Origin of the sequence: Manganibacter manganicus (assembly GCF_002075885.1) — a bacterium.
GTDB classification, from domain to species: domain Bacteria; phylum Pseudomonadota; class Alphaproteobacteria; order Rhizobiales; family Rhizobiaceae; genus Mesorhizobium; species Mesorhizobium manganicum.
This window is the reverse complement of the sequence record NZ_MDET01000056.1, coordinates 1-26,705: the sequence shown is the minus strand read 5'-3', so window position 1 is coordinate 26,705 and position 26,705 is coordinate 1. Positions and strand designations below refer to the sequence as shown.

Annotated in this window: 24 protein-coding genes and 2 tRNA genes; 11 read left to right on the top strand and 15 right to left on the bottom strand. The window is 61.3% G+C overall.

The window, feature by feature from the left end; translation table 11 throughout:
* Window positions 1-3: 3 nt before the first annotated feature.
* On the bottom strand, window positions 4-3,501 hold the full coding sequence (locus tag BFN67_RS20620) for a PAS domain-containing hybrid sensor histidine kinase/response regulator (protein ID WP_080921466.1): 3,498 nt from the start codon (window positions 3,499-3,501) through the stop codon (window positions 4-6).
* 202 nt (window positions 3,502-3,703) lie between these two features.
* Between BFN67_RS20620 and mscL the strand changes: the two genes are divergently transcribed.
* From mscL to BFN67_RS20605, 3 genes are all read left to right on the top strand, one after another.
* The gene (gene mscL, locus BFN67_RS20615) at window positions 3,704-4,126 is read left to right on the top strand and encodes a large conductance mechanosensitive channel protein MscL (RefSeq protein WP_080921337.1); all 423 of its coding nucleotides are present in this window, start codon (window positions 3,704-3,706) and stop codon (window positions 4,124-4,126) included.
* 218 nt (window positions 4,127-4,344) lie between these two features.
* The gene (locus BFN67_RS20610) at window positions 4,345-5,511 is read left to right on the top strand and encodes a pyridoxal phosphate-dependent aminotransferase (protein WP_080921464.1); all 1,167 of its coding nucleotides are present in this window, start codon (window positions 4,345-4,347) and stop codon (window positions 5,509-5,511) included.
* A gap of 73 nt (window positions 5,512-5,584) precedes the next feature.
* Window positions 5,585-6,670, top strand: a complete 1,086-nt coding sequence (locus BFN67_RS20605) for a branched-chain amino acid aminotransferase (protein ID WP_080921336.1) — start codon at window positions 5,585-5,587, stop codon at window positions 6,668-6,670.
* Between the two features lie 53 nt (window positions 6,671-6,723).
* Here BFN67_RS20605 and hemA read toward each other — a convergent pair whose 3' ends face one another.
* Complete coding sequence (gene hemA, locus BFN67_RS20600) at window positions 6,724-8,001, bottom strand: 5-aminolevulinate synthase (protein WP_080921335.1); 1,278 nt, start codon at window positions 7,999-8,001, stop codon at window positions 6,724-6,726.
* Between the two features lie 172 nt (window positions 8,002-8,173).
* Here hemA and galE point away from each other — a divergent pair, with 172 nt between their 5' ends.
* From galE to BFN67_RS20575, 5 genes are all read left to right on the top strand, one after another.
* Complete coding sequence (galE, locus tag BFN67_RS20595) at window positions 8,174-9,169, top strand: UDP-glucose 4-epimerase GalE (RefSeq protein WP_080921334.1); 996 nt, start codon at window positions 8,174-8,176, stop codon at window positions 9,167-9,169.
* Between the two features lie 102 nt (window positions 9,170-9,271).
* Complete coding sequence (locus BFN67_RS20590) at window positions 9,272-10,522, top strand: D-amino acid dehydrogenase (protein ID WP_080921463.1); 1,251 nt, start codon at window positions 9,272-9,274, stop codon at window positions 10,520-10,522.
* An 87-nt stretch (window positions 10,523-10,609) separates the two neighbouring features.
* Window positions 10,610-12,025 (top strand): amidase, encoded by a 1,416-nt coding sequence (locus BFN67_RS20585; protein ID WP_158083550.1) that lies wholly within the window; start codon window positions 10,610-10,612, stop codon window positions 12,023-12,025.
* Between the two features lie 199 nt (window positions 12,026-12,224).
* On the top strand, window positions 12,225-13,220 hold the full coding sequence (ftsZ, locus tag BFN67_RS20580; RefSeq protein WP_080921462.1) for a cell division protein FtsZ: 996 nt from the start codon (window positions 12,225-12,227) through the stop codon (window positions 13,218-13,220).
* A 72-nt stretch (window positions 13,221-13,292) separates the two neighbouring features.
* The gene (locus BFN67_RS20575) at window positions 13,293-14,864 is read left to right on the top strand and encodes a D-aminopeptidase (protein ID WP_080921332.1); all 1,572 of its coding nucleotides are present in this window, start codon (window positions 13,293-13,295) and stop codon (window positions 14,862-14,864) included.
* A 16-nt stretch (window positions 14,865-14,880) separates the two neighbouring features.
* Here BFN67_RS20575 and BFN67_RS20570 read toward each other — a convergent pair whose 3' ends face one another.
* A complete protein-coding gene (locus BFN67_RS20570; RefSeq protein ID WP_080921331.1) occupies window positions 14,881-15,303 on the bottom strand; it encodes a universal stress protein in 423 nt (140 codons plus the stop codon).
* A gap of 738 nt (window positions 15,304-16,041) precedes the next feature.
* Between BFN67_RS20570 and BFN67_RS24590 the strand changes: the two genes are divergently transcribed.
* Entirely contained in the window at window positions 16,042-16,188 is a 147-nt protein-coding gene (locus BFN67_RS24590; RefSeq protein WP_192856887.1) for a hypothetical protein, read from the top strand.
* Between the two features lie 385 nt (window positions 16,189-16,573).
* Here BFN67_RS24590 and BFN67_RS20560 read toward each other — a convergent pair.
* From BFN67_RS20560 to BFN67_RS24585, 10 genes are all read right to left on the bottom strand, one after another.
* Window positions 16,574-16,649, bottom strand: a tRNA-Phe gene (locus tag BFN67_RS20560).
* Between the two features lie 260 nt (window positions 16,650-16,909).
* Entirely contained in the window at window positions 16,910-17,131 is a 222-nt protein-coding gene (gene yacG, locus BFN67_RS20555; protein ID WP_080921329.1) for a DNA gyrase inhibitor YacG, read from the bottom strand.
* On the bottom strand, window positions 17,128-17,760 hold the full coding sequence (locus BFN67_RS20550) for a Maf-like protein (RefSeq protein WP_080921328.1): 633 nt from the start codon (window positions 17,758-17,760) through the stop codon (window positions 17,128-17,130). The genes yacG and BFN67_RS20550 overlap by 4 nt, the downstream gene beginning before the upstream one ends.
* A 30-nt stretch (window positions 17,761-17,790) precedes the next feature.
* Window positions 17,791-18,009, bottom strand: a complete 219-nt coding sequence (infA, locus tag BFN67_RS20545; protein ID WP_006200926.1) for a translation initiation factor IF-1 — start codon at window positions 18,007-18,009, stop codon at window positions 17,791-17,793.
* 84 nt (window positions 18,010-18,093) lie between these two features.
* Window positions 18,094-18,504 (bottom strand): arsenate-mycothiol transferase ArsC, encoded by a 411-nt coding sequence (locus BFN67_RS20540; protein WP_245295361.1) that lies wholly within the window; start codon window positions 18,502-18,504, stop codon window positions 18,094-18,096.
* 49 nt (window positions 18,505-18,553) lie between these two features.
* A complete protein-coding gene (locus tag BFN67_RS20535; RefSeq protein WP_080921326.1) occupies window positions 18,554-19,039 on the bottom strand; it encodes a UPF0262 family protein in 486 nt (161 codons plus the stop codon).
* A gap of 6 nt (window positions 19,040-19,045) precedes the next feature.
* Complete coding sequence (gene hisD / locus BFN67_RS20530) at window positions 19,046-20,338, bottom strand: histidinol dehydrogenase (protein WP_080921325.1); 1,293 nt, start codon at window positions 20,336-20,338, stop codon at window positions 19,046-19,048.
* Window positions 20,339-20,342: 4 nt separating this feature from the next.
* Window positions 20,343-20,786 carry a DUF2948 family protein gene (locus tag BFN67_RS20525; protein ID WP_080921324.1) on the bottom strand — a complete coding sequence of 148 codons (444 nt, stop codon included), beginning with the start codon at window positions 20,784-20,786 and terminating at the stop codon, window positions 20,343-20,345.
* 131 nt (window positions 20,787-20,917) lie between these two features.
* On the bottom strand, window positions 20,918-22,213 hold the full coding sequence (murA, locus tag BFN67_RS20520) for a UDP-N-acetylglucosamine 1-carboxyvinyltransferase (RefSeq protein WP_080921323.1): 1,296 nt from the start codon (window positions 22,211-22,213) through the stop codon (window positions 20,918-20,920).
* 113 nt (window positions 22,214-22,326) lie between these two features.
* Window positions 22,327-22,503, bottom strand: a complete 177-nt coding sequence (locus BFN67_RS24585) for a hypothetical protein (RefSeq protein ID WP_192856885.1) — start codon at window positions 22,501-22,503, stop codon at window positions 22,327-22,329.
* Window positions 22,504-22,630: 127 nt separating this feature from the next.
* Between BFN67_RS24585 and BFN67_RS20510 the strand changes: the two genes are divergently transcribed.
* Window positions 22,631-22,705, top strand: a tRNA-Thr gene (locus BFN67_RS20510).
* A gap of 112 nt (window positions 22,706-22,817) precedes the next feature.
* Entirely contained in the window at window positions 22,818-24,554 is a 1,737-nt protein-coding gene (locus tag BFN67_RS20505) for a DUF6538 domain-containing protein (RefSeq protein ID WP_080921321.1), read from the top strand.
* A gap of 269 nt (window positions 24,555-24,823) precedes the next feature.
* Here BFN67_RS20505 and BFN67_RS20500 read toward each other — a convergent pair whose 3' ends face one another.
* Complete coding sequence (locus tag BFN67_RS20500) at window positions 24,824-25,492, bottom strand: recombinase family protein (protein ID WP_080921320.1); 669 nt, start codon at window positions 25,490-25,492, stop codon at window positions 24,824-24,826.
* 4 nt (window positions 25,493-25,496) lie between these two features.
* Window positions 25,497-26,644, bottom strand: a protein-coding gene (locus BFN67_RS20495) for an IS3 family transposase (RefSeq protein ID WP_139789152.1) whose coding sequence is annotated in 2 segments (ribosomal slippage) — window positions 25,497-26,395 and window positions 26,395-26,644 — 1,149 coding nt in all. Because the reading frame shifts where the segments join, the coding sequence is not laid out codon by codon here.
* Window positions 26,645-26,705: the final 61 nt, after the last annotated feature.

The following is a 26,705-nucleotide window of genomic DNA, read 5'->3' as shown; positions in this document are numbered from 1 at the left end:
GGCCTACTCCGCTGCCGGCGCCAGCGGCCTTATGCGCGCCATCAACGAGCGCAGCACGGCTGGTTTCAGCGGCTTGTTGACGACAACCACATCCTGTTCGGCCGCGGCTGCGCGCACCTCGTTGGAGCGGTCCGCGGTGACCAGGATCGCCGGCGTTGCCTGCCCATAGATTTCGCGCAGCCTAGCAATCACGCCGAGACCGTCCTCGTCGTCCAGATGATAGTCGGCGAGGATGAGGGCCGGCGCTGAAACCGTGTTTTGGGACGCCTCGAAGCCATGCCATCCCGAAAAGGTCTCGACCTTGCAGCCCCAGCCTTCAAGCAGAAGGCGCATGCCGTCCAGAATGCGGGTATCGTTGTCGATGCACAGGACGCGCAGCCCGTTGAGGGAGGCGCCAGGGCGAGAGGGAAGGGGAGAATTCGTCTCGCGGCCTGCTGCATGCACCTGAGCAGGCGGAGTCAGCACGGAAAAGCGCGTGCCTTTTCCGGCCACTGAAAAGATCCGGATTTCAAGCCGCAGGACACGGGCGATGCGGTCCACGATGGAGAGACCGAGGCCCAGCCCCTCCGCCACTCTGGCGCCTTCGGCAAGCCTGGTGAACTCCCCGAACACTGCGTCGAGCTTGTCGCCGGCAATGCCGATGCCGGAATCGATCACCTGGATTTCCAGCAACTCGCCGCGCCGGCGCACACCAACCAGCACACGGCCGCGCCGCGTGTATTTTATCGCATTGGAAACGAGGTTCTGCACCAGGCGCCGCAGTAGATTACGATCGGTATGCACGCTGAGTGATGACGGCACGATCCTGAGGTCGAGCTTTCTTTCCTCCGCCAGCGGCCGGAAATCGGTGTCGATCTGGCGCAGCAGCCCATCCAACGGGAAGGTGGTTTCCTGCGGCTTCATCGCGCCGGCATCGAGACGGGATATGTCGAGAACGGCACCGAGGATATTTTCCACCGATTCCAAGGAAGATTCGATATTGGCCGCCGCGTTTCCCGTCGATCCGCGTCCGGCTTTCTCGATCAGCGAGGCGCAATAGAGTCGCGCTGCATTCAGCGGTTGCAGGATGTCGTGGCCGACGGCCGCAAGAAAACGGGTCTTGCCGAGATTGGCCTCCTCGGCCAGTTTCTGGGCCTGTGCGAGTTCCTCGTTGACGAGCGTCAACTCTGCCGTGCGGCTGCGCACGCGCTGTTCCAGCGATTCATTGGCGGCCTTCAGCGCCTGATCCTGTTCGACGCGCGCCGATATGTCGGCATAGGTCGCCACCATGCCGCCGTCCGGCATCGGATTGGAGCGCAGTTCCATGATGCGGCCGCTGCTCTTGAGTTCCAATTGCCAGGGACCGGCGAAACCGGTCAGACGGTCGAAGGCCAGCGCGCGTGATTGCGGTGTGATGTCGCCACGCTCGGCGAGATGACCGAGTATGCGGTCGAGCGACACCCCGACCTGCCCCATCTCGTCCGGCAGCTCGAACAGCGCGCGGTATTGGCGATTCCAGCAGATCAGGCGGAAATCCTTGTCGAAGACGGTGATGCCCTGTTCCATCTGATCGAGCGCGATCTGCAACAGGTCACGATTGTGCTGCAATGCCTCGCTGGCGTCGTCGAGGAGGCGAAAGGCCTCCTTGGAGGAGGCGCGATCATGGCGTTGCAGGAGCAGAGAAAGCACCAGCCGGGCGGAGGATGAGCCGACGGCACTGGCCAGCAATTGCTCGCTGAAGCGGATCGTTTCCACGCCGGCCGGCGCGTTGCCGGAAATGGCGACGCCCTGCTGCAGCTCGAAAGACTGGAAGGAACGTTCGGTGCGTTCGACGCCGAGATAGCGTGAGATGGTGTCCTTGATTTCGTTGACGGTAACATTGGTGCGGAACCGTCGCAGGCTTGGCATCGGGCTCGCCGCGCGCGGCGCGAAAATCGCCGCCTGGATGCGTTCGCGCGGTTTCGAGGAACGCGAAAGCGAACCCAGCACATAAAACAGCACATTCACCGCCAGGCTCCAAAGCACGCCGTGATTGAGTGGGTCTCCACTCGTGCCGAACAGCGCCTGCGGCCGGAGCGCGGTGATGCCGAGAGGGCCGTTGACCAGAAAGGACGTTTCGGGCGGCAGGATGGAAGGAATGAACAGCGTGTAGGCCCAGAACAGGATGCCGGCCAGAAGCCCGAGCAGTGCGCCGCGTGCATTGGCGCGACGCCATACGAGGCCGCCGACAAAGGCCGGTGCGAACTGGGCAATGGCGGCAAAGGAGATCAGGCCGAAGGCCACAAGCCGCACATTGTCGGACATGCCGAGGTAGTAAAGGTAGCCTGCCAGCAGGATCACGAAGATGGCCGCGCGGCGGATGACCAGGATCACCTTCGACCAGTCTTCGCGTTCGCCAGCCGCCGGCTTCAGCAATCGCCGCAGGAAAAGCGGCAGGATCAGGTCGTTGGAAATCATGATCGAAAGCGCCACGCTTTCCACGATCACCATGGCCGTCGCCGCTGACAGACCGCCGACGAAGGCAATCATGGCAAGGACGTCGCGGCCGTTGAACAGCGGCACCGCCAGCACGTAAAGGTCTGCGCTGGCCTCGTTGCCGACGACGCTGAGGCCGGCGAAGGCGATGACGATGACAAACAGGTTGATCAGCACCAGATAGAGCGGGAACAGCCAACTCGCGGTGCGCAATTCCTTTTCGCTGCGGTTTTCCACAATGGTCATGTAGAACTGGCGCGGCAGCATCAGGATGGCGCAGGTTGAAAGCATGGTGGTGACGGCCCAGGTCGAGGGCGACGTGGCATAACCGATGGCGGCTTTCACCCCATTGTTGGCCTGCATCGCATGCAGCAGGTCGGCAGGCCTGTGAAACAGGAACAGGCTGATGGCGACGCCGACGGCAAGAAAAGCGGTAAGCTTGATGACCGATTCCACCGCCATGGCCAGCACAAGGCCGTCCTGATGTTCGGTCGCGTCGGAATGGCGCGTGCCGAAAAGCACCGCGAACACAGCCAGCAGCAGGGCGACCAGCAATGCGATGTCGCGATTGACGAAATCGTTGGCAATGGCGCCCGGCGAATAGAAGGAAACCATCAGGCCGATCGACCCCGCGATCGATTTGAGTTGCAGGGCGATATAGGGAACGGTGCCGACCGTCGCGATGATGGTGGCGATGGATGCCACCGCAAAACTCTTGCCATAGCGCGCGGCCAGAAAGTCGGCGATGGACGTGATCTTCTCGGCCTTGCTCAGCCGGATAATACGGCGAAGCAGCGGGTAGCCGAAAATGAAGATGAAGATCGGCCCGACATAGATGGAAAGAAATTCCAGCCCGTGTTCGGAGGCGAGCCCGACCGAACCGAAGAAGGTCCATGACGTGCAATAGACGGCAAGACTCAGCGAATAGATATAGGGACGCGACGCAATCGGGCCGCGCCGCGCGGCATGTCGGTCGCCGATGCTGGCGACGGCGAAAAGCATCGTGACATAGGCAAGGGCAACAATGACGATGAACCAGCCATGCACGCCGGATTGTCCTCCCATCAGCTTTGTGCAGCGCGAAATGGGCTAAAAAGCAATCACAGCTTTCCGGTCAAGTCCATCGCGACCTTGGGTGCAGAGATGCGGTCGAGTTTTTTCTGTTTTGCAACCAGCAGTTTTTGCTATGTTGTCAACGGGCGCTCCGGGCGGCGAATCGAGAGGGCGCTGCAATGTCTCGGAGGGACACATGCTGAAAGAATTTAAAGAATTCATTTCCCGTGGAAATGTGATGGATCTGGCTGTCGCCGTGATCATCGGTGCTGCCTTTGGCAAGATCGTCACCTCGCTCGTCGATGATATTATCATGCCGGTCGTTGGCGCCCTGCTCGGTGGGCTGGACTTCAGCAACTACTTCGTGGCTCTGTCGTCGGCTGTCACGGCTCCCGCGCTGGCCGATGCCAAGAAACAGGGCGCCGTATTTGCCTATGGCAATTTCATCACCGTGCTGCTCAATTTCATCATCCTCGCCTTCATCATCTTCCTGATGGTGAGATTCGTAAATTCGATGCGCAAGAAGCTCGAGGGCGAGAAGCCCGCCCCGGAAGCCGCACCGCCGCCGGCCGATGTGGCACTGCTCACCGAAATCCGCGATATTCTCGCCAAGAAGTAACCAACGGTTCCATTCTGGACCAAGAACCGGTCGCTCAGGCATGCCTCTCGAAAGCGGTCTCCGGTTTTGGGATGCATGCGCACAATAAGGAGCACCAGCGCGACAAGCGAATCTGAAAGACCCGGCGCGCTGTAGCGGCCGGGTTCTTTCGCACTTGAGGCGCTATAAGGATGTTTCACCGGCCGATTGGCGCCGGTGCCCTGAAACGGCGGATAATGATGAGCCTGATCGAGACATTGCGCGCGGAAGCGATCGGTGCGCCGGAGAGCGGCATTGTCGCGGTGATGAATCATGGTCGCACGCGTGAGGGCCTGATCCCGCTCTGGGCCGGGGAAGGCGATATGCCGACGCCTGCCTTCATCACCGGAGCGGCGAGCCGTGCGCTGGCTGCGGGCGAAACCTTCTATACCTGGCAGAAGGGCATTCCCGAATTGCGACAAGCGCTGGCCCGCTATTACGGGCGGCACTTCGGCAAGGTTTTTCCTGAAGAAGAATTCATCGTCACCGGATCGGGCATGCATGCCATCCAGCTTGCGCTTGATGCCGTCGCCGGCAAGGGCGACGAGGTGGTTTACCTGTCGCCGGCCTGGCCGAATTTTGCGGCGGCGGCCGGCATCGCCGGTGCAAGGGCCGTACCGGTGCGCCTCGATCCGTCCGGCAATGGCTGGACCTGCGATGTCGAAAAGATCGCCGCCGCTGTCACGCCCGCAACGAAGGCGGTCTTCGTCAACACGCCCGCCAATCCCAGCGGCTGGACTGCCGATCGCGCCACGCTCGCTGCCATTCTCGATCTCGCGCGCCGCAAGGGGCTGTGGATCATCGCCGACGAAATCTATTCGCTGTTCTACTATGATGGCGCGCGGGCTCCGTCCTTCCTCGACATCATGGAGCCGGAAGACCGCATCTTGTTCGTCAACAGTTTCTCCAAGAACTGGGCGATGACCGGATGGCGCGTCGGCTGGCTCAAGGTCCACCCGTCGCTACAGGCGATTTTCGAGAATCTGATTCAGTATTCGAATTCCGGCGTCGCGCAATTCATGCAGCGCGGCGCGGTGGCCGCACTTGACGAGGGCGACGGCTTCATTATCGAACAGGTCGCGCGCGCAAGGCAGGCCCGCGATCTGTTCTGCGCGGCGCTGGCCGATACGGGCCGCGCACGCTTTTCTGTGCCGCAGGGCGCGTTCTATCTGTTCTTTTCCATCGATGGCGTGAAGGATTCGCGCATGGCCGCCTTCGATATCGTGGATCAGGCCAATGTCGGTCTGGCGCCTGGAACGGCTTTCGGCGCGGGCTGGGACAGCTATTTCCGTATTTGCTTCCATCGCCGGCTTGATCAGGTCGAGGAAGCTGCGGAACGCTTGGCCGGCTGGATACGAAAGCGCTAACCTTTTATTGCAGACGGGCGTGACTGTGGATTATGCAAGGTCACGACACGCCCAATCTACGAAAGCATTATCGATGACAGATGCCGATTCCATAAGACATGTTCCTCATGCGTCGCCGACGTCTGCCGAGGCGCGCCGGGCGCTGATGCAGAATCCCGGTTTCGGCAAGGTGTTCAGCGATCACATGGTGACGTTTACCTGGAATGCCGAAAAGGGCTGGCACGACGGCGAGGTCAAGGCGCGGGCGCCATTCGCGATCGACCCGGCGGCGGCGGTCCTGCATTATGCGCAGGAGATATTCGAGGGGATGAAAGCCTACCGCACCAAGGACGGCATCGTGCTGTTCCGGCCGGAAGAAAACGCGCGCCGCATGGCACAGTCCGCCGAGCGCATGGCCATGCCGCCGGTGCCGGAAGACATGTTCATCGACGCGGTCGAAACGCTGGTTCGCACGGATGCGGACTGGGTGCCTGAAGGCGACGGCAGCCTTTACCTCAGGCCGTTCATCTTCGCCAGCGAGGCATTTTTGGGGGTGCGTCCCGCCCTGCAATACATTTTCTGCGTCATTGCATCGCCGGTCGGCGCCTATTTCAAGGGCGGCTACAAGGCCGTCACGGTCTGGGTTTCGGACGACTATACCCGCGCGGCGCCTGGCGGCACGGGCGCCGCCAAATGCGGCGGCAATTATGCGGCGAGCCTGATCGCCCAGGCCGAGGCTAACCGCAACGATTGCGACCAGGTCGTCTTCCTCGATGCGGCCGAACACCGCTGGGTCGAGGAACTGGGCGGGATGAATGTCTGCTTCGTCATGGACGATGGACGGCTGGTGACGCCGCCGCTTGGCGGCACGATCCTGCCGGGTATTACCCGTGCGTCGGTTTTGCTGTTGGCGCGTGAAGCCGGCCTGCGCATCGAGGAAAGACCCTACTCATTCGAGGAATGGAAGGCGGATGCCGAAAGCGGCAAACTGCGCGAGGCGTTTGCCTGCGGCACTGCGGCTGTCGTCGCCGGCATCGGCGAAGTGCGCTTCAACGGCGGCTCTTTCACCATCGGCAACAGCGGCGACGGTCCGGTTACGGGACGGCTGCGTGATGCGCTCGTCGGCATTCAGCGCGGCACGGCCGAGGACAGGCACGGCTGGGTGCATCGCGTGGAATGATGAAAGCGGGAATTCCCGAAGCGCCCTGAACGGAGCGTTTCCTGCCGTGCCTTTCAGCCGCCGGATTTGGGGACAAGCAGCGGGATGACGCGTTCGCTCTCGGCGACGGCGGGCTGGCCGGCGGTGCCGTAGGGAATGCCGAGCGCGTCCCATGTCTCGACCAGTGCATCGCGCAATTCGGCGATCAGCGCATCGGAGTGGAACGGCGTCGGCGTGATGCGCAGCCGCTCCGTGCCGCGCGGCACGGTCGGGTAGTTGATCGGCTGGATATAAAGGCCATGCACGCCGAGAAGCCGATCCGAGGCCATCTTGCAAAGCTCGGGATCGCCGACCAGCACAGGCACGATATGGGTCTGCGAAGCCATCACCGGTAGGCCGGCGTCGGCAAGGATTTCCTTGGTGCGTGTGGCCTGTTGCTGCTGGGCGTCGCGCTCGGCCTGCGAATTCTTGAGGTGGCGGATCGAGGTCGCGGCGGCGGCGGCTAGGGCCGGCGGCAACGCGGTGGTGAAGATGAATCCCGGCGCATAGGAACGCACGGCATCGATAATGGCGCTGGTGCCGGTGATATAGCCGCCCAGCGTGCCATAGGCCTTGGCCAGCGTGCCTTCGATGATGTCGATGCGGTCGGCCAGGCCTTCACGCTCGGTGATGCCGCCGCCGCGCGGGCCGTACATGCCCACCGCATGAACCTCGTCGATATAGGTCATGGCGTTGTATTTGTCGGCGAGGTCAGCGATTTCCTTGATCGGCGAAATGTCGCCGTCCATGGAATAGACGCTCTCGAACACGATCAGCTTGGCGCGCTCGCGGCCTGCCGCCTGCAACATGCTTTCCAGATGCGCCACATCGTTGTGGCGGAATATCTTCTTTTCAGCGCCCGACCGGCGCACGCCCTCGATCATCGAGGCATGGTTGAGTTCGTCGGACAGGATCAGGCAGTTCGGCAATAGCCGCGCGATGGTCGAAATCCCGGCCTCATTGGAGATGAAGCCGGACGTAAAGACCAGCCCGGCCTCCTTGCCATGCAGATCGGCAAGTTCCGCTTCCAGTTGCACGAGCGGGTTGCTGGTGCCGGAAATGTTGCGTGTGCCGCCTGCGCCCGAACCCATGCGCCCGGCCGCGTCCTGAAAGGCGGCGACGACATCGGGATGCTGGCCCATGCCGAGATAGTCGTTGGAGCACCAGACAGTGATTTCCTGGGTTCGCCCGTTCGAACGCCACAAAGCACGCGGAAATTTCCCGACGATGCGCTCAAGATCGGCAAAGACGCGGTATCGCCGCTCGGCGTGGAGTTGGTCGATCGCTTCCTCGAAGAACCGCTGGTAGTTCATCTGGGTACCCCTGACTTTGCGGCGGATCATAATCGTCACCGTTTCTGTCGTCCACCTGCACTATTTGGTCAAAATGCCACGCCTTGGTCACGATTCGACCGGCCCGGCCATGGCTTTTTAAGAATTTTGCGGCAGGTTCGGTTCGACGGGGCAAATTGCGGGGTAACGAAATATGGCGGTCTTGGTGACAGGCGGCGCCGGTTATATCGGCAGCCATATGGTTTGGGAATTGCTGGATACGGGCGAAAAGGTGGTCGTGCTCGACCGGCTTTCGACTGGCTTCGACTGGGCGGTGGCGCCTGAGGCGGCCCTCATCGTTGGCGACATTGCCGATCGCGATCTGGTGGCAAAAATCATGATCGATCATGAGGTCGATGCCGTCATTCATTTCGCCGGTTCGATTGTCGTGCCGGAATCGGTCGTCGACCCTCTTGCCTATTATGACAACAACACCTGCAAGACGCGCAGCCTGATCGAAACGGCGGTGCGTTGCGGGGTGAAGAATTTCATCTTCTCCTCGACCGCGGCCGTCTATGGTGGCGCCGGCATGGAGCCGGTGCGCGAGGACGCGCCCCTTTATCCCGAATCGCCCTATGGCCGCTCCAAGCTGATGAGCGAATGGATGCTGCAGGATGCCGCTGCCGCGCATGATTTGCGCTATACGGCGCTGCGCTATTTCAACGTCGCCGGTGCCGACCCGAAGGGCCGCACCGGTCAATCGACGCCGGGCGCAACCCATCTTATCAAGGTCGCCAGCGAAACGGCGCTCGGCAAACGCGCCGCGATGCAGGTGTTCGGCACCGATTATCCGACACCCGACGGCACATGCATCCGCGATTATATCCATGTCGGCGATCTGGTTGCCGCGCACCGCTTGGCTTTGCAGCGCCTGCGCGGTGGCGGCGACAATCTCGTCGCCAATTGCGGCTACAGCCATGGCTATTCGGTGCTGGAGGTGATTGCCGCCGTGGAGCGGGTGTTCGGTAGGGACTTCGCAGTCACCATGGGCGAGCGCCGCCCCGGCGATGCGGCGGCCGTCGTTGCCGATTCGAAAATTGCCCGCGCCGAACTCGGTTGGCGCCCCAAGAGGGACGATCTCGACCAGATCGTCGCCGATGCGCTCAATTGGGAGCGTATTCTTTCGACCAAGAATGTACGCCTGAAATAATTTGCAAGAACCGGATTTCCGCCTCTGGCCCATCGCATGCGGCGGCATTGCGTGGCATGTGAAGTCATCGATGCGGCATGTGCCGAAGGCAAGAGGACGGGAATGAAGGTACTGGTTCTGGGCGCGGGCGTGGTCGGCACTGCGGCTGCCTATTATCTGGCGAAGGACGGCCATGAGGTCACGGTGCTGGAGCGGCACGAGACGGTGGCGCGCGGCACCAGCTATTGCAATGCCGGGCTGGTTTCGCCGGGCGACGCCACCGCCTGGGCCTCGCCAGCGGCGCTGAAAACCTTCTTTCGCGGCATTTTCAACCATGAACTCGGCATCCGTGTCCGGTTGCAGGCCGATCCCTATTTCTATCGCTGGAGCCTGCGCTTCCTGCGCCAGTGCACGACGGAGCGTCTGCGCGCCAACACGCTGGTGAAACTGCGCATGGCGCTCTATTCGCTTGAGTGCATCAATGCTCTTTCCGAGGAAACCGGCATTGCCTACGACCAGCGCCGGAAAGGTATTTTCTATTTCTGGCGCACGCAGGAGAGTTTCGACGCTGGCGCCCGGACCTACACGTTTCTCGGCGAACATGGTCTGCCGATCGAGATTGTAGGCCGCGACCGGATTGCAGAAGTCGAGCCGGGATTGGCGGCGGCGAAGAACAGGATCGCGGGGGGCATCTATTCACCCATCGACCAGACGGGCGATTCCCGCCAGTTCGCCGAACGGCTTTACGCCCATTCAGCCGGCAAGTTCGGCGTTTCCTTCCGCTTTGGAACGACCGTAGAAGGGCTGGAGATCGAGGGCGACAGGGTCCGGGCCGTCCGCACCTCCGTCGGGCGGATCGAGGCGGACGCCGTGGTGCTTGCAATGGGCCCTGAAAGTGGACTGCTCGGCCGTCGCTATGGCATCGACCTGCCGGTCTATCCGGTCAAGGGCTATGCCATAACCGTACCGCTGGAAGACGAGGCGAAGGGACCGACCATGGGCGGCGCCGACGAGGATAGCCTGATCGGCTATTCGCGGCTCGGCAATCGGCTGCGTGTTTCATCGACCGCCGAGTTCACCGGTTTCGACCGCACGCACCGGCCGCACGATTTCGCTGGTATATTCAAGGCCGCTCATGATCTGTTCCCCGGTGCGTTCGATCAGAAGAAAGCCGAGATATGGGCCGGCCTGCGGCCGATGATGCCGAATTCCGTTCCCGTTTTCGGGCAGGCAAAGTACCGCAATCTCTTTCTCGATACCGGCCATGGCCACCTCGGCTGGACCATGGCGTGCGGCTCGGGGAAATTCGTTTCCGATCTTGTTGCCGGCCGCAAGCCGGATATCGATCCGGCGGGGCTGATCTATCGAAACTGAGCGATCGCAGGCTATTCCTTTTCGCCCGCTGGCCCTGCCAGGATGCAGCGTTTCATGCTTCATTCGGGCCTTCGAGAAGAGGATGCGATGACCGACGAAGACAATTTTTCCGCTTTTGCAACCGTTGCCGAACTTGGCCGTGCGCTGGCTGCCGGCAAAACCAGTTCAGTGGAGATCGTGTGCCGCGCACTGGCGCGCGTCGCCGCCCATGACGGTGAATTGCATGCCTTCGTCATGACCTTTCCGGAACAGGCGCTTGCGGCGGCTGAGGCTGCGGACAGGAGACGCCAGGAAGGCGCGGCGAAGGGCCTCTTGGACGGCATCCCATTCGCGGCGAAAGACCTGCTTGCCGTAGAAGGCTATCCGACCATGGCCGGTTCCAGGGCGCTCGACGGCAAGCCGGCAGCCGTGACCGCGCAGGTGATCCGTCGCCTGACCGATGTCGGCATGGTCCTGCTCGGCAAGGTGCAGACCGTGGAATTCGCCTTCGGCAGTTGGGGCACCAATGCGGTCGCGGGCACGCCGCTCAATCCCTACGACCGTGCCGTGCCGCGTGCGCCGGGCGGCTCGTCCAGCGGTTCCGGCGTCGCGGTTGCCGCCGGGCTGGTTCCCGCGGCGCTCGGCACCGACACGACCGGCTCGATCCGCAATCCGTCCGGCATGTGTGGCGTGGTTGGCCTCAAGACGACCGCAGGGCTGGTCGGGCGCGGCGGCCTTTTGCCGCTGGCTTCCACATTCGACAGCATCGGACCGATGGTGCGCTCGGTCGAAGATGCCGCGCTCATGCTGGCCGCCATGGAAGGCCGCGACGCGGATGACTCTGCAACCGCCCGCATGACGCCTACTTTCCCGCTGGCGGGGCTTGATCGCGGGGTTGCCGGCATGCGCCTGCGCATCCCGGCCGAGGCCGATATGGCTTCGGTGGCGCCTGGAATCCGCCAGAGGTTCCAGGCTGCACTTGCCGATCTGGAATCGCTTGGGGCGACCATCGATCAACGGCCGATGCCGCAATCGACCGAGGCCTATATGACGCATGCCGGCGATATCCTCGCCGCCGAGGCATGGCGCCATATCGGCCGCTATGTGGAGGCACCTGGCAGCGTTGTCGATCCTGCCATTCGCACACGGGCCTTGAAGGGCAAGACGATTGACGGCGCGCGCTATCAGGAACTGATCGAGACGCGGCGCGCACGGCAGGCCGAGTTCGCGCGCTATATGGAAGGCGCCGATGCGTTCCTGACGCCGACCGCGCCGATTACCGCGCCGTCGCTCGCCGACCTTGATGAGGGCACGACCACGCTCGGCACTTATAGCCGGCTGGTCAATCTGATGGACATGGCCGCTCTCAGCGTTCCGGTGGGTCTTGTCGATGGGCTGCCGTCAGGCCTTCAGATCGTCGTACGGCGATTCCATGACCCGCTGGCGCTGGCCATTGGCCGCGCGCTGGAAGTCAAGCGTGGCGGCTCGCTGTTCGACCCGCCGGCAGGATTCGCGGCGCCCTGAAGCCGCCCGGTTTTCGATGGAAGTGCCGATGCCAGCGCACTGGGCTGCATAGCGGGCTTGCAGCCGCCTTCGGCCTCTGTTTTCTAGACTGAGGCTGAGGGCTGCCTGATTCGCGGTTTCGCGATACGCGGCAGGCTCGCTGTCGTATTGCCTGCTCGGCGCATCCGGAGCTTTCGATGGAGAGAGGGTAGACATGGCAATGAACGAGAAGGCCAAGCCGGAGATTTCCGAAATGCGGCCCAAGATCACCGTCATCGGCGTTGGCGGCGGCGGCGGCAATGCGGTCAACAACATGATTGCGGAGCAGTTGCAGGGTGCCGAATTCGTGGTCGCCAACACCGACGCCCAGGCGCTTACCATGTCCAAGGCCGATCGCCTGATCCAGCTTGGAGCCCATGTCACGCAAGGGCTTGGCGCCGGCTCTCTGCCGGATGTCGGCCGCGCGGCGGCCGAGGAATCCATCGATGAGATCATGGACCACCTGTCAGGCACGCATATGTGCTTTGTCACTGGCGGCATGGGTGGCGGAACCGGAACGGGCGCGGCCCCGGTCATTGCACATGCCGCGCGCCAGGCCGGCATCCTGACGGTTGCCGTCGTCACCAAGCCGTTCACCTTTGAGGGTAAGCGGCGCATGCAGGCGGCGGAAGAAGGCATCGAGCTTCTGCGCCAGGCGGCGGATACGGTTATCGTCATTCCCAACCAGAACCTTTTTCGGGTTGCCGATGCCAAGACGACCTTTGCCGATGCGTTCATCATGGCCGATCGCGTGCTTTATTCCGGCGTCGGCTGCATTACCGACCTGATTGTGAAGGAAGGCCTGATCAATCTCGATTTCGCCGACGTCAAATCCGTGATGCGCGATATGGGCCGCGCCATGATGGGGACCGGCGAGGCGACGGGCGACGATCGTGCCAGAAAAGCGGCGGAGGCGGCGATCGCCAATCCGCTTTTGGACGAGGCCTCGATGATGGGCGCGAAGGGCGTGCTGGTTTCCATTTCCGGCGGCGCGGACATGACTTTGTTCGAGGTTGACGAGGCCGCCACCCGCATCCGTGAGGAGGTGGACGACGACGCCGACATTATTGTCGGCGCGATCTTCGACAAGACGCTTGCCGGCAAATTCCGTGTCTCGGTGGTTGCCACTGGCCTCAGGCCGGAAATTGCCGCTGCTCGCCAGCAGGCCGCGATTTGATTTCGTTGCTCCCGGCCTGGCGGTGAAACCAATCATGCAACGCGCCCGGCGGGCGAATGCGGAAGGACATCCATGAGCGCCACTCCCGATCTCGCCGCGCTTGAACGCGTTCTTGCCGGTCTGCCGCAACGCTTTCGTGGGCCGGGCGGAGTTGTCGGCGTCGTCAAGGATGGCGAGGTGCTGGCCCGTCAGGCCTGGGGATCTGCCGATCTTGCCGCGGGCAAGGCGATGACGGCGGCCCTGCGCATGCCGATCTGTTCCATCAGCAAGCAGTTCACCTGCGCCGTGTTGCTCGATCTGGTCGGAGATCCGGCGCGGATGGACGATCGCGTCGCCGCTTTCCTGCCTTTGCTGGAAGGGCGTCGTCCGACCATCGCCGAAATGTGCCACATGCAGTCCGGCCTGAGAGACTACTGGGCGCTCACCGTGCTGCACGGCGCCCATGCCGAGGGCGTCTTTAGCCGCGAGGATGCGGGCCCTCTTCTTGCACGCATGCGCACGACGCATTTCGAACCCGGCAGCCGCTATTCCTATTCCAACGGCAATTTCCGCATCCTTTCCGATATTTTGGAGAACCACGCCGGGCGTTCGCTTGACGAACTGTATGCCGAGAGGATTTTCGGGCCGGCTGGCATGACAAGCGCCGGGCTGTCGGCAGACACAAGTGCCGCGCTTGACGGCGTGACCGGTTATGAAGGCAACGAAGCCGTTGGCTTCTTTCCGGCAGTTAATCGCATCTACTGGAGCGGTGACGCCGGCATCGGCGCCTCGCTCGACGACATGCTGGCCTGGGAACGTCATATCGACGCGACCCGCGACGATCCGGCAAGTCTTTACCGGCGGCTTTCGACACCGCAAACCTATTCGGATGGCAGGCCGGCGCGCTACGGCTTCGGACTTGCTCACGAGATGATCGGCAAAGTCGCGGCAACCGGCCATGGCGGCGCGCTGCGCGGCTTCCGCTGCCAGCGCCTCTATGCGCCTGCCGAGCGCCTGTCGGTCGTGGTCATGTTCAACCACGAGGCCGACGCCCATGAAGCTGCCCGTCTGGTTATGCAGGCGGTGCTGGGGCAGGATGCGCCGCCGCCTGTCAGCGCGGCCAAGGCGGACCCTGCCTGGAGCGGCCATTATCTCGATGGCGAAAACGGCTTGGTGCTGAGCGTTGCGGCCGACCGCAGCCTGATTGCCGCCCGTTACGCAACGTCGGTGGAGCGCCTTGCCGTCGGCGAGGATGGAGTGGCGCGTTCGGCGTCGATGAGCTTGTCGTTCGACCGCGACGTCGTTGCAGTGGAACGGTCTGGGGAAAATCTTCGGGCGACAGCGGCGCGAATCTCCGATCATGAAGCTGTGCCGGATATCAGTGGCCGTTATCACGCGCCGGAACTGGGCGGTTTTCTGACTGTCGGTGCTGGTGGCGGCGCACTTTCCGGCCGCTTTGAAGGATTGCTCGGCTCGGGCGCCGTGCATCCGATCTACCCGGTGGGGGAAGATGTGCTTTTGCTTTCTTGCCAGCGTTCCATGGATGCGCCGGCGCCCGGACCGTGGACGATACAGGTGGAGCGGAATCCCGACGGCAAGGTCAACGGCCTTGTCGTCGGGTGCTGGCTCGCCCGCAATGTGCGCTACGAAAAGGTCGCTTCGTGAGAGCCTGCGCCGTGCGTCACTGACGTATGATCAGGATCGGCACGGTCGAGGATTGCACCACCTCTGCCGTCTGGCTGCCGAGCAACAGCCGTTTCACGCCACGGCGTCCATGCGAGGCCATGACGATCAGGTCGCAGCCCTGCCGCCGGGCAATTTCGAGAATTGCGTCCGCAGGTGATTCAGCGATCTCGTGAATGGCACTGATCTCGACGCCCGCGGCCTCGGCCGCCTGACGTGCGGCATCGAGAGCCTTGTCTGCATCCTGTTTGTGAGCGGTGTCCCACGCACCATGCGTCGTCGGGCTCTGCAGTGGATAGGGCGGTGTCACTGTCACCAAAGTGACCTTGCTCGCCTGATCCTTGGCCAACCGCAAACCGTGGGCGACCCCGCGCATGGCGAGATCGGATCCGTCCGTCGACAAGAGAATGTGCTTGTACATCTGTCCTCCAATGCTCGCAAACCATCTGATTGCCGATATATGAGTTTCGATCGTCTCAGCGGCCCTGCTTAAAGTCAAGCAACAGGCGGGTGCGGCAAAACCGCATCAAGTCTTTTGTTTTAATTGAAAAAAATTGGGCGGAGGCGGATTCGATCCGCCGGAACGGCGGTTTCGTCCAGGCAGGACCGAACCTGTAGAGCAAGGCTCTCAGCCAGCCAGCCATTGGATCAGGAAACCGAGAATCATGGTCGCCGTGTAGCCGAGGACGAGCCAAAGCCACGCCTTGTTTCGCCAGCGCTCCCAATATCGTCTGATCTGTCTCATTCTGGAACTGCCACGCCTCTTCGATGAGCGTGCTGCAAGAACCGTACCAAGCTGAAAAGAAGCCGCATGAGCGCACCGCCTGCGGGCGGCGATCCCGCTCCCACAATAGTCGGGCTGTGATTGGTTCTACCGGGGCATCGCACTGCCGGAACTTAATCCTTCAGCGCCCATTGATAGAGCGCATCCGCTTCGGCGGAGGCGTCTCAGGCGACGGCGCGGCTGTCGAAAGGCGGCTGGGCCGTTCATTATGCTGCATGGCAGCCAAGCGCGGCTTCGCGACGTCCTCAGAACAGGCCTTCGCCACTGCTCGCGGATCGTTTCTCGGGCAGAATCGAAGCTCGCCAAACATCTGCGTCATGCCGCGATTGCGCCAGGCGGTCGACGCTTGTATGATTGCTGTCAAAAGGAGTCTCAATGCCGCGAACACCCAATTATAATTTTGAACGTAAGGAACGGGACTGCCTCAAGGCTGCCAAGAAGGCCGAGAAATTGGCACTCAAGGCCGCTAAAAAGCATGTTGAGGCAACGGAAGAAGCGGATAACGAATCCGAGCAGAAGTAGGCAGATTGCAGGCCTCTCCTGTATAAGACGGCCGGCTGATCCGGCCTGATGCCTGATAAGGCACCCCGAAAGTGAACACCGGTTTCGGGGACAATGGCATGCGTAAATCAAAGAACTGAAGCGCCGGAAGCGAGCTTGAAATAGCGACACGCTTTAATCGGTCTTGGATTGTGGGCAGTCTCTTTGAGATCCGGAAAGATCGAGATCTACACCGAGCGGGTTGAGCGTAGCCCCGGCAACCCTGATAGACAGTCGCCTTCAGGGTCGTGATCGTCGTCAGGATATTGATGATTGCATCACGTTATCGAACCCCTCCCGGTTTCGATAGATTCCGCCATTTCGCTAAGACGCGATGAACCGGATGATACGGTTTGAGAAAGGTTGCTGGTGCCCAGAGGCGGATTCGAACCACCGACACGCGGATTTTCAGTCCGCTGCTCTACCAACTGAGCTATCTGGGCCTTGTCTGGAGTGCGGGTGGCATGCGCCGCGCCCAGGCTTCGCGAAAGCATGGTGCCAACGGCGGAAGCGGGTGGGTTATAGCATGAGAATCCGGCCTGTCCAGCACCGCCAAACCGTTTTCAGCGAAAAGAAAAACAGGCCCCTTTCGCTCTGTCTAAAGTCGACCTTTCGATGTTAGCTGCAGGCGGCAAGGGCTTCGTGGAAAAGGAACACGGCGGTTCAGTTGGAAATCAGGGCGTGCTGGAATTCGCCCTCGCCGTCAGCCCGGGCCAACCGGTTTATCAGCCGACGATGTCTCGTCATCTTCCTCGTCCTCGCGAACAGGGATGGCATAGGCGCCTTTCAGCCAGCGGTTGAGGTCCAGCGCCTTGCAACGAGGCGAACAGAACGGATAGGTCTGGCGTGCCGAAGGGCGGCCGCATTCGGGGCAGGGGCGCTTGGGTCGCAGCGGCGTCACGGAGCCTTTATCGTCTGTGCTCATGTCTGGTTGGCGTCGGGGATTACGCGGCGGACGTCGAAACCTTCGCCGGCAAGCAGCGAGACCGTCTCGTAAAGCGGCAACCCGACGACATTGGTATAAGAGCCGGTGAGCTTGATGACGAAGGCGCCGGCGAGCCCTTGCACGGCATAGCCGCCAGCCTTGCCCCGCCACTCTCCGGAGGCGACGTAGGCTTCCATGTCGACACGCGAAAGGCGCTTGAAGCGCACCCTTGTCTCTACCAGTTTCTGGCGCAGCGCGCCACGCGGGGTGATCAGGCAGATTCCGGAATAAACCCGATGCGCGCGGCCTGAAAGCAATTGCAGGCAAAACGAGACATCATCGGTCGTCTCGGCCTTGGGCAGGATGCGCCGCCCGACGGAGACCACCGTGTCAGCCGCCAGCACATAGGCTGGTGCATGGGCGGCCTCCGCTTGCAAGGAGGCAAGTGCCTTTTCGGCCTTTTGCTTCGACAGGCGCTTGGCCAGCGAGCGCGGGTGCTCCGCCTTCAACGGTGTCTCGTCGATATCGGCTGGCAGGACGCGATCGGGCTCGACGCCGGCCTGCTGCAACAGTTCGATGCGGCGCGGCGAACCCGAGGCAAGCACCAGAACAGGATTGGCAGCACTCATCGCAGTCACAGCCAAAGACAGCCCGGATATTTATTTGAAACGATAGGTGATGCGGCCCTTGGTCAGGTCGTAGGGCGTCATCTCGACCAGAACCTTGTCGCCGGTGAGCACGCGGATACGATTCTTGCGCATGCGCCCTGCAGTGTGGGCGATGATCTCATGTTCGTTTTCGAGTTTTACCCGGAACATCGCATTGGGCAGCAATTCCGTTACGACACCCGGAAACTCGAGGACTTCTTCCTTCGGCATTCTATACCTTTGCTTGGATGATTTCCGGCGGCCCGCCGGGATTGGCGCGGAACCTATATGATTATCCGTCTTTTGTGAACACGCTTATTCCGCACGTTCCGGAGGGCTTATGGTTGGAAAGCGCTCGCTGATCCGCTGGCGCAGCCGATCATGCACGTCGCGGTAGGCCGCCATAATCTGCTCACGAGTGCCGGTCGCGTTTGTCGGGTCCGGCATTGGCCAGTATTCCACCTCCACCGCCATCGAGCGGGTGAATTCCAGCGCCGCGTGATGCGCTTCCGGAGCCAACGTGATGATGAGGTCGAAATAGGCGTCTTCCAGGTCGGCTACGGTTCGGGGATGGCGCTCGCCGAGTGAGAGTCCCTTCTCGGCAAGAACGGCATCGACGAAGGGATCAGGCTCGCCGCTGCGCACACCGGCCGAGGCAATGAAAGTTGCCGGTGGCAACATGCTGCGCGCCAGCGCCTCGGCCATAGGCGAACGCACGGCATTCATGCCGCACATGAACAGGATCGAAGGGGGCGGTCGGCCGATCGCGCTCAGGTCAGCCTCGCCAGTGCAGCACGCAAACCAGCGTGAACAGGCGGCGTGCAGTGTCGAAATCGACATCGATCTTGCCGGACAGCCGGTCCATCAGGGTTTGCGAGCCTTCATTGTGCAAGCCGCGCCGCCCCATGTCGATGGCTTCGATCTGACTCGGCGTCGAGGAGCGGATCGCCTCATAATAGCTTTCGCAGATCATGTAGTAATCCTTGACGATGCGCCTGAATGGCGTCAGCGACAGGATATGGGTGACCACGTCGCTGTCGTTCTCGCGCTTCACGGCAAGGATCAGCCGCGATTCGGCCAGCGACAGTTTCAGCCGGTAAGGGCCGCAGCCTTCGTCATTGACGGGGCGGAAGCTGTTCTCTTCGATCAAGTCGAAGATCGCCACCGCCCGCTCGTGTTCGACGTCGGGCGTCGAACGACCGATCGTTTCGTCGAGTTCGACGTCGACCAGCCTGGCGCGGTTCTGATCGGTTCCCGGCATCGCGCGCTACATATTCAGCCGGATGGAGATGGAGCGGCCATGCGCGTGCAGGCCCTCGGCTTCGGCCAGCGTCATCGCTGCCGGTCCGAGCGCCCGCAACTGGTCGGGGCCAAGCTTGATGGTCGAGGTTCGCTTGACGAAATCCATCACCGAAAGACCGGAGGAGAAGCGCGCCGACCGCGCCGTTGGCAGCACATGGTTGGGCCCGCCGACATAGTCGCCGATGGCTTCCGGCGTATGCCGGCCGAGGAAGACCGAACCGGCATTACGCAATCGCGCAAGAAAACCATTCGCATCCTCGATGGCCAGTTCCACATGTTCGGCGGCAATGCGATTGGCGAGCGGCAGGGCGGCCTCGAAATTTTCGACCAGAATGACGGCGCCGAAGTCGCGCCAGCTTGCGGCGGCAATGCTGGCGCGCGGAAGCGTTTTCAACTGATTTTCGATCGCCGTCTCGACGGCCTTGCCGAAGGCCGCATCGTCGGTGATGAGAATTGACTGGGCCGAGCCGTCATGTTCAGCCTGCGCCAGAAGGTCTGCCGCAATCCAGTCCGGGTTATTGCTCGCATCGGCGATCACCAGCACTTCGGAGGGGCCGGCGATCATGTCGATGCCGACTGTGCCGAAGACCTGACGCTTGGCGGCTGCGACATAGGCGTTGCCAGGACCGACGATCTTGGCCACCGGCCTGATCGTTTCGGTGCCATAGGCGAGCGCGGCGATGGCTTGAGCCCCGCCAACCCGGTATATTTCCTCGACGCCGGCCAGATCGGCCGCGACCAGCACAAGCGGGTTGATGACGCCATCGGGGGCGGGAACGGCCATGACCAGCCGCTCGACGCCGGCGACCTTGGCGGGGATGGCATTCATCAGCACCGAGCTTGGATAGCTGGCTGTGCCGCCCGGAACATAGAGGCCGGCCGATTCCACCGCATTCCAGCGCCAGCCCAGTTCGACACCGACCGCATCGGTGAAATGCTCGTCGGCCGGCAATTGGCGAGTGTGATAGGCGCGGATGCGCTCGCGGGCGAATTTGAGCGCCTCGACCGCCTCTTGGTCGACTGTGGCATAGGCGGCATCCACATCGGCGCGGGTTATGAGAATACCCAGCGCGGCAAGGTCGGTCCGGTCGAATTTCAGACTGTAATCGAGAAGTGCCGCATCGCCCTCGTTGCGAACCTCGGCAATGATGCCGCGCACTGCGGCATCAACATCGGTCGACACTTCACGTTTCGTGGTCAGGAATGCGGCGAAGCTCTGCTCGAAATCAGCATCGGACTGGCGCAAGGTAACAGCCATGACATCAAGCCCTGTGCGCCGGCCGTGAGGCGGCTTGCCAGGTCCCGCCAATGTCGGCGAGCCGCGCCTCTACGCATTCGACATCGAGCATGACGGTGCCATTGCCTGAAAAGATCAGTTCGACAATGCCGGCCGGACCGACCGGCGCATCCACCGGCACGAAGCTGACCGCCAGCAGCGACAGCACGTCCTGCGGCTTGTCGCGAGCGATACCGCTTGTTTTGACGCCAAGCACGCGGTCGAAATGCAGAACGCTGCGCCGTCGCTCGTTGTGAGGACGAAAGAAACGGCGCTTTTTTTCCCATGCGAAGCGGTTCATCGGCATGACGAAGCGCTTGACGGCGGGCAGGTATTCAAGGTCGCCGACCTTCATCACCGCATCCTGAACATGAGCGGAGATGACGGAAAGATCCTGACTGTCGAGCGCGATAAGTTTCAGAGCATCCATGCCGGGTCTCGCAGATGCGAAGGTTGCCATCGTTCATCTGTTAGGCGGTCTTTGGCGCAGGTGCAACCAGTCGGCGGCTGGCAAATGGGTCAAGCTCTGGCCTGGGCGCTGAGCCGAACCATATAGTCCGGCTAAGCACTGATCCGTTCGATCTGCGCGCCGCAGCCGGAAAGTTTCTGCTCCAGGCGCTCGAAGCCACGGTCGAGATGATAGACGCGATTGACTGTGGTTTCGCCTTCGGCGGCCAGTCCGGCGATAACCAGAGAAACCGAAGCGCGCAGGTCCGTTGCCATCACCGGCGCGCCCTTCAGCCTGGATACGCCGTCCACGATGGCCGTCTGGCCGGAGAGTGAGATGCGGGCACCCAGCCGCGCCAGTTCCTGCACGTGCATGAAGCGGTTCTCGAAGATCGTCTCGGTGATATGCGACTTGCCCTTGGCCATGGTCATCAATCCCATGAACTGGGCTTGCAGATCAGTCGGGAAGCCGGGAAAGGGCTCGGTGGTGATATCGACGGGTGAGATGCCGGCGCCGTTGCGCTTGACGCGGAGCCCGGAATTGGTTTGCGTGATCTCGGCGCCGGTACGGCCGATCACGTCGAGCGCATTTTCCAGAAGATCGCCTCGGGCGCCTTCCAGCAATACGTCGCCACCGGTCATGGCGACGGCCATTGCGTAGGTGCCTGTTTCGATGCGGTCAGGAATGACGGCGACATTTGCGCCGTAAAGATTTTCAACGCCTTCGATGGTGATTGTCCCGGTGCCGGCGCCGGAAATTTTCGCGCCCATGGCATTCAGACATTCGGCAAGATTGACCACTTCGGGCTCACGCGCAGCGTTCTCAAGCACTGTCTCGCCGCGTGCCAGCGACGCGGCCATCATCAGCACATGGGTGGCGCCGACCGAGACTTTGGGGAAAACATAGCGATTGCCTCTGAGCCGGTTCTTCGCCTTGGCGAGCACATAGCCGTTGTCGACATCGATCTCGGCGCCCAGTGCCTGCAAGCCGTCTATGAACAGATCGACCGGCCGGGTGCCGATGGCGCAACCGCCGGGAAGCGATACGCGAGCCTCGCCCATGCGCGCGAGAAGCGGGCCGACGACCCAGAATGACGCGCGCATCTTCGACACCAGGTCGTAAGGCGCCGTCGTGTCGACAATGTCGCGCGCGGTGAAATTCAACGTGCGGGTATAGCCGTTGGAGCCGTTCTGGTGGTCGCGCTTGCCGTTGACCGAATAATCGACACCATGATTGCCGAGGATGCGGATAAGCTGTTCCACATCGGCCAGATGCGGCACATTCGTCAGCGTCAGCGTTTCGTCGGTCAGCAGAGCCGCGATCATCAGCGGCAGCGCCGCATTCTTGGCGCCGGAGATGGGAATGGTGCCGGTCAACGTATTGCCGCCGACAATTCTGATTCGGTCCATAAAGTGTCCCCTCGGCCAGATAAAAAGGCCGGCTTCAATCGGTTTAGTATTTCGTGACCGCTCTAGACCATCGGCTGGGCGGGTTCAAGAAACAGCATTCCATACAGCGCCTATTACTTGTCCTGCGCTCTTTGGGTTCGCGTTGCATCCAGGCCAGCCGGCCGTTTGTCAGCTTCGCCGGCGCGGCGGGCACGCACCTGCGCCTTGCGCTTTTGCAAATTGGCGCGCAGTTCCTCCGCCAGTCGTGCTTTGCGGTCGCTGCCACCTGTATGTGGGAGTTTGTCATTCATCAAGAAGCTCCGTCGATCAGCGAAGATTATGGCATCGTCATGGCCTGCAAAATCCTTTGCGCAAAACCTTGCACACATAACTTGCGCTCTTGGAAGTGATGTGGCAGAAGTCCGCCGCATTCAAGATGCTGCCGTAGCTCAGTGGTAGAGCACTCCCTTGGTAAGGGAGAGGTCGAGAGTTCAATCCTCTCTGGCAGCACCATTTCCTTCAAGGAAAATCGTCTGTAACCCCAATACCTTAGTGATTTCTGTGGCTTCCGTCAACGGAAGAGCTACAAAGAATGTCACGATTGGCAGCACGACGAAGGTGGGTAATGACCGGCCCTTGGCCCCATCCCAATACCGGAATCCTCTATTACAGGAAGGTAACTCCTCCCGATATTTTTGCTGAACGGCGGCGGCTTGCTGAGCTTGGCGTGAAGGTGACGCGGGAGGTCCAGCGTTCTCTAGGCACTCGTGACAGGAAACCGGCTGAGCGGCTTTACAAAGAGGTCTCAGGGGAAGTTGAAGCGGAATGGGACCGCTGGCGGCTATTGCTTCGGGAAGGCCCTCAAGACCTATCTCCGAAACAGACTGTGGCGCTGGCGGCGGAACATGCCAGGGCGTTCCTTGCCAAACATGAGGAAGACGCCTTTGAGGCCCCGCCTGAGTCGCCCATCCCAAATCCTCCCGATGATGGCAACACGACGATGCTGGCAATGGTCGATGCCATGGAGCCGGACAAGCGGAAAGACTTCGAGCGGGACATTCGGGAATATGTCGGGGCAGGGGCGAAGCGAAAGCGGTCGCTCACCGTCCGGCTACTCTCCAAGTATCCCGGCCTGCGGGCAATCCTTGGGCGTGACGTAGCGGCTGCCCTTGAAGCAATCCATGGGGCTGATAGCGATGAGGCGTTGGCGAATAGGCGCTTGCACGTCACGGCTGAATCTCGACGGCTTCTAAATCTCCAGATGGCTTCCATGATGGGGGCTGTCCATCGGGGCCTAGAGGCGCGGCGTGGTAACGATTATAGCCGGGTGAAGGAACTTGAAGCGGCTCCCGATTTCGTCGTCTCCTCGCCTTCCACTGAGCCTTCTAGGCCTGCTAACGTCCTGACCTTGGAGCGCCTTCTGGATCACAAGGCCAAGACCACTAGCATCCGCGCCAAGACTGTTTCGGACAATCGGGCCTACCTCACCAAGTTCGTTGCGTTCATCGGGCATGATGATGCTCGGAAGGTCGCAAAGGATGATGTTCGGCGGTGGCGGGATAGTCTGATGGAAACCGGCCTGTCGCCCAAGACCATAACAGATAAATACCTATCGGCAGTTCGGGCGGTGCTGACTCATGGGGTCAAGGAGTTTGACCTGCCGTTCAATGCTGCGTCGGGCATTGCGGATAACCGGGAAGGTGTGGCTCCTAAGCGGTCCAAGGGGTGGACTGAGGAGGAAGCGGCAAGGATACTAAAGGCGACGTTTGGTGGGACATCCAAGGCCATCTCTGAGCCGCACAAGCGGGCACTGTTCTGGATGCCGTGGGTGCTGGCCTATACGGGACTTCGGGCGGCTGAGATAGGACAATTCCAAGGGCGGCACTTAAAGGAGGAGGATGGAATTCCCTATCTTCTCATCACTCCTTCCGATGGCAGCACCAAGAGCGGCAAGGCGTGGGCCGTGGGTATTCACAAGCATCTCATCGAGTTGGGCTTTCTGGATTTCATAAGGGAGATAGGCGAGGGGCCATTGTTCTATGAGCCATATCCTGCGGACACTGACCTAAAGGCGCTCAAAGGGAAGCATCGCGGTACTGAGGTGGGGAAGCGGGTAGGCCAGTGGGTTACTGAGGAGTTGAAGATGGAAGCTCCTCTAGGTCGGCCCCTCCATGCGTTGCGCCACCTGTTCACGACTAGGAGTCGCCATTGCGGGATGGACAAGGAGGCGCGGGACTTCATGATGGGGAGCGGGCCGGTGGATGCTAGGGAAGGCTATGGGGAATGGCCCCCTGCCGTGCTGGACCGAGAGATAAACAAGCTGCCTAGATTTGCGGTGATGGACACTGGGTGGCGTCCTTAATGAAAAGAGCTCCAAAAGTGAATTGACAATGGCTTGACAATCTGATTTTTTGAGGGGGAGAGAGATGTTGAGTGTTTTGAACGAAGTGAGAAACACGAGACAAAGAGAGGGGGAGTTGACACGAGATTTGTTTTTTTGCATAATCAGAATCAGTCGTCAATTCTCAGACTGTGAAACCTGGGGGCGGGCGTTGGATGAATACTTCTGGGGAGTTGATATTCGTCCATGAGGCCGCCTGCCTTCGCGAGGGTTGGGCGGCCTTGCTGCTTTTAGCCTCCCGCCCGTTCCAAGGCCCTCTTGACTTGCATGGGGGTCCACTGGCCTCCCCTTGATGTCGCCACCTCCATGTCATTGAGCGTCCCGGCGATGGTGGCGAGGGTCTGGCCTGATTGACGTAAGGGGCCGATGATCTTCATCACCTTCTCGGCTTCCCGCTTGGCTTTCTGCTGGATGGCCTCATTGCGCTTCATGGTCTTGTCCCGAAGGCCTCCCAACTTCACGCCTTTCTCTTTGGCAATCTGAAGGGCTGCTTTGGTGCGCTTGGAGATAAACTCCCGTTCCTGTTCCGCTAGGGCCGCATAGATGTGAAGCTGGAAGTTGTCGGCAAAGGGCATGGAGGCAACCCGGAGGCGGACCTTCTTGTCTTCCATGATGTTTGCAATGAAGGAAACCTTGCGGCTTAGACGGTCCAGTTTGGCTATGAGGAGTTCCGCTCCCGCTTCCCTCACCATCTTCAAGGCGGCGGCTAATTGGGGCCTGTCGTCGTTCTTGCCTGAGAGAACGTCCTGAAACTCCCCTATGACCTCCCAAGGCTCCTCCGAGAAGTTGGAGAGGAAGATGTCTATGTCCCGCCTCTGGGCCTCTAGGCCTAGCCCGCTCCTCCCCTGATCCTCTGTGCTAACCCGCGTATAGTGGCCTGCTGCCGGTTTTTCGGACACCAGGTTAAGCTAACATAGCTTGCTCCTCGAACTCGACGGGGCTGAGATAGCCCAGTGTCGAGTGCCGTCGCCGAGGGTTGTAGAAGCGTTCGATGTAATCGAACACATCCGCCCTGGCGTCGTCCCTCCTCCTGTAGACCTTGCGGGCCGTCCGCTCTGTCTTGAGCGACGAGAAGAAGCTCTCCATCGCAGCATTGTCCCAGACGTTGCCCGACCGGCTCATCGAACAGGTGATGCCGTGGTCAGCCATCAGGCGCTGGAACTGCTCACTGGTGTATTGCGATCCCTGGTCCGAATGATGAAGCAGGCTATCGGGTTTTCCTCTGCGCCAGATCGCCATGATGAGGGCGTCGGTGACGAGTTGGGCCGTCATCTCCGCCTTCATCGCCCAGCCGACGACGCGCCGGGAGAACAGGTCGACGACGGCGGCAACGTAGAGCCAACCTTCGGCGGTCCAGATGTAGGTGAAGTCGGCGATCCACTTCTGGTTCGGAGCCGATGCCTCGAAGGCGCGGTCGAGGAGGTTGTCCGAGACGGCGGTCCGCTCGCCGGCGTCCTTCGGCAGCCCACGGCGGCGCGGCCGGGCACGCAACCCGTTCTCCCGCATGAGCCTCTCGACGCGATGCAGGCCGCAGGACAGACCCTCGGCCAGGACGTCATGCCAGACACGACGGGCGCCATAGGTGCGGTCACTGCTCTTGAAGCTGCGGTCGATCCGGGAGACGAGTATCTCGTCGTGCCGCGAGCGGACGCTGGGGCTACGGTTGAGCCAGGCATGGAAGCCTGAGCGGGATACATCCAGTGCACTGCACAGCCATGCCACCGGCCAGATGCCCCGGTGCCTCGCGATGAAAGCGAACCTCATATCGCTTCCCTCGCGAAGTAGGCTGCGGCCTTTTTTAGGATGTCGCGCTCCGCCTTCAGTTTGGCGACTTCCTTGCGCAGCCGGTCGATCTCGAGCTGCTCCGGCTTCATCTGGCCATGACCGGGAAAGGCATGCTGCGGATCGGCAGCAAGATCCCTGATCCATTTGCGCAGCACGTTCTCATGGAGATCCAGATCACGGGCGGCCTGCGCAACCGCAACGCCCCGATCCTTCACCAGTCTCACTGCCTCAAGCTTGAACTCGCGGCTGAACTTCCTTCTCTGCATTCCCTCTCTCCAGTTCCGTTAAACACCTTATCTCGGTGTCCACGAAACCGGCAGCAGGCCA

Bases quoted from the DNA above. Each gene is read 5' to 3' on its own strand.
- BFN67_RS20570 (WP_080921331.1), bottom strand. From the start codon at position 15,303: ATGTACAAGCACATTCTCTTGTCGACGGACGGATCCGATCTCGCCATG.
- BFN67_RS20535 (WP_080921326.1), bottom strand. From the start codon at position 19,039: ATGCCGGGAACCGATCAGAACCGCGCCAGGCTGGTCGACGTCGAACTC.
- murA (WP_080921323.1), bottom strand. From the start codon at position 22,213: ATGGACCGAATCAGAATTGTCGGCGGCAATACGTTGACCGGCACCATT.
- BFN67_RS20505 (WP_080921321.1), top strand. From the start codon at position 22,818: ATGACCGGCCCTTGGCCCCATCCCAATACCGGAATCCTCTATTACAGG.
- galE (WP_080921334.1), top strand. From the start codon at position 8,174: ATGGCGGTCTTGGTGACAGGCGGCGCCGGTTATATCGGCAGCCATATG.
- BFN67_RS20550 (WP_080921328.1), bottom strand. From the start codon at position 17,760: ATGAGTGCTGCCAATCCTGTTCTGGTGCTTGCCTCGGGTTCGCCGCGC.
- infA (WP_006200926.1), bottom strand. From the start codon at position 18,009: ATGCCGAAGGAAGAAGTCCTCGAGTTTCCGGGTGTCGTAACGGAATTG.
- hisD (WP_080921325.1), bottom strand. From the start codon at position 20,338: ATGGCTGTTACCTTGCGCCAGTCCGATGCTGATTTCGAGCAGAGCTTC.
- ftsZ (WP_080921462.1), top strand. From the start codon at position 12,225: ATGAACGAGAAGGCCAAGCCGGAGATTTCCGAAATGCGGCCCAAGATC.
- hemA (WP_080921335.1), bottom strand. From the start codon at position 8,001: ATGAACTACCAGCGGTTCTTCGAGGAAGCGATCGACCAACTCCACGCC.
- BFN67_RS20585 (WP_158083550.1), top strand. From the start codon at position 10,610: ATGACCGACGAAGACAATTTTTCCGCTTTTGCAACCGTTGCCGAACTT.
- BFN67_RS20590 (WP_080921463.1), top strand. From the start codon at position 9,272: ATGAAGGTACTGGTTCTGGGCGCGGGCGTGGTCGGCACTGCGGCTGCC.
- BFN67_RS20525 (WP_080921324.1), bottom strand. From the start codon at position 20,786: ATGGATGCTCTGAAACTTATCGCGCTCGACAGTCAGGATCTTTCCGTC.
- BFN67_RS24585 (WP_192856885.1), bottom strand. From the start codon at position 22,503: ATGAATGACAAACTCCCACATACAGGTGGCAGCGACCGCAAAGCACGA.
- BFN67_RS20610 (WP_080921464.1), top strand. From the start codon at position 4,345: ATGAGCCTGATCGAGACATTGCGCGCGGAAGCGATCGGTGCGCCGGAG.
- BFN67_RS20575 (WP_080921332.1), top strand. From the start codon at position 13,293: ATGAGCGCCACTCCCGATCTCGCCGCGCTTGAACGCGTTCTTGCCGGT.
- BFN67_RS24590 (WP_192856887.1), top strand. From the start codon at position 16,042: ATGCCGCGAACACCCAATTATAATTTTGAACGTAAGGAACGGGACTGC.
- BFN67_RS20540 (WP_245295361.1), bottom strand. From the start codon at position 18,504: ATGAATGCCGTGCGTTCGCCTATGGCCGAGGCGCTGGCGCGCAGCATG.
- mscL (WP_080921337.1), top strand. From the start codon at position 3,704: ATGCTGAAAGAATTTAAAGAATTCATTTCCCGTGGAAATGTGATGGAT.
- BFN67_RS20605 (WP_080921336.1), top strand. From the start codon at position 5,585: ATGACAGATGCCGATTCCATAAGACATGTTCCTCATGCGTCGCCGACG.
- yacG (WP_080921329.1), bottom strand. From the start codon at position 17,131: ATGAGCACAGACGATAAAGGCTCCGTGACGCCGCTGCGACCCAAGCGC.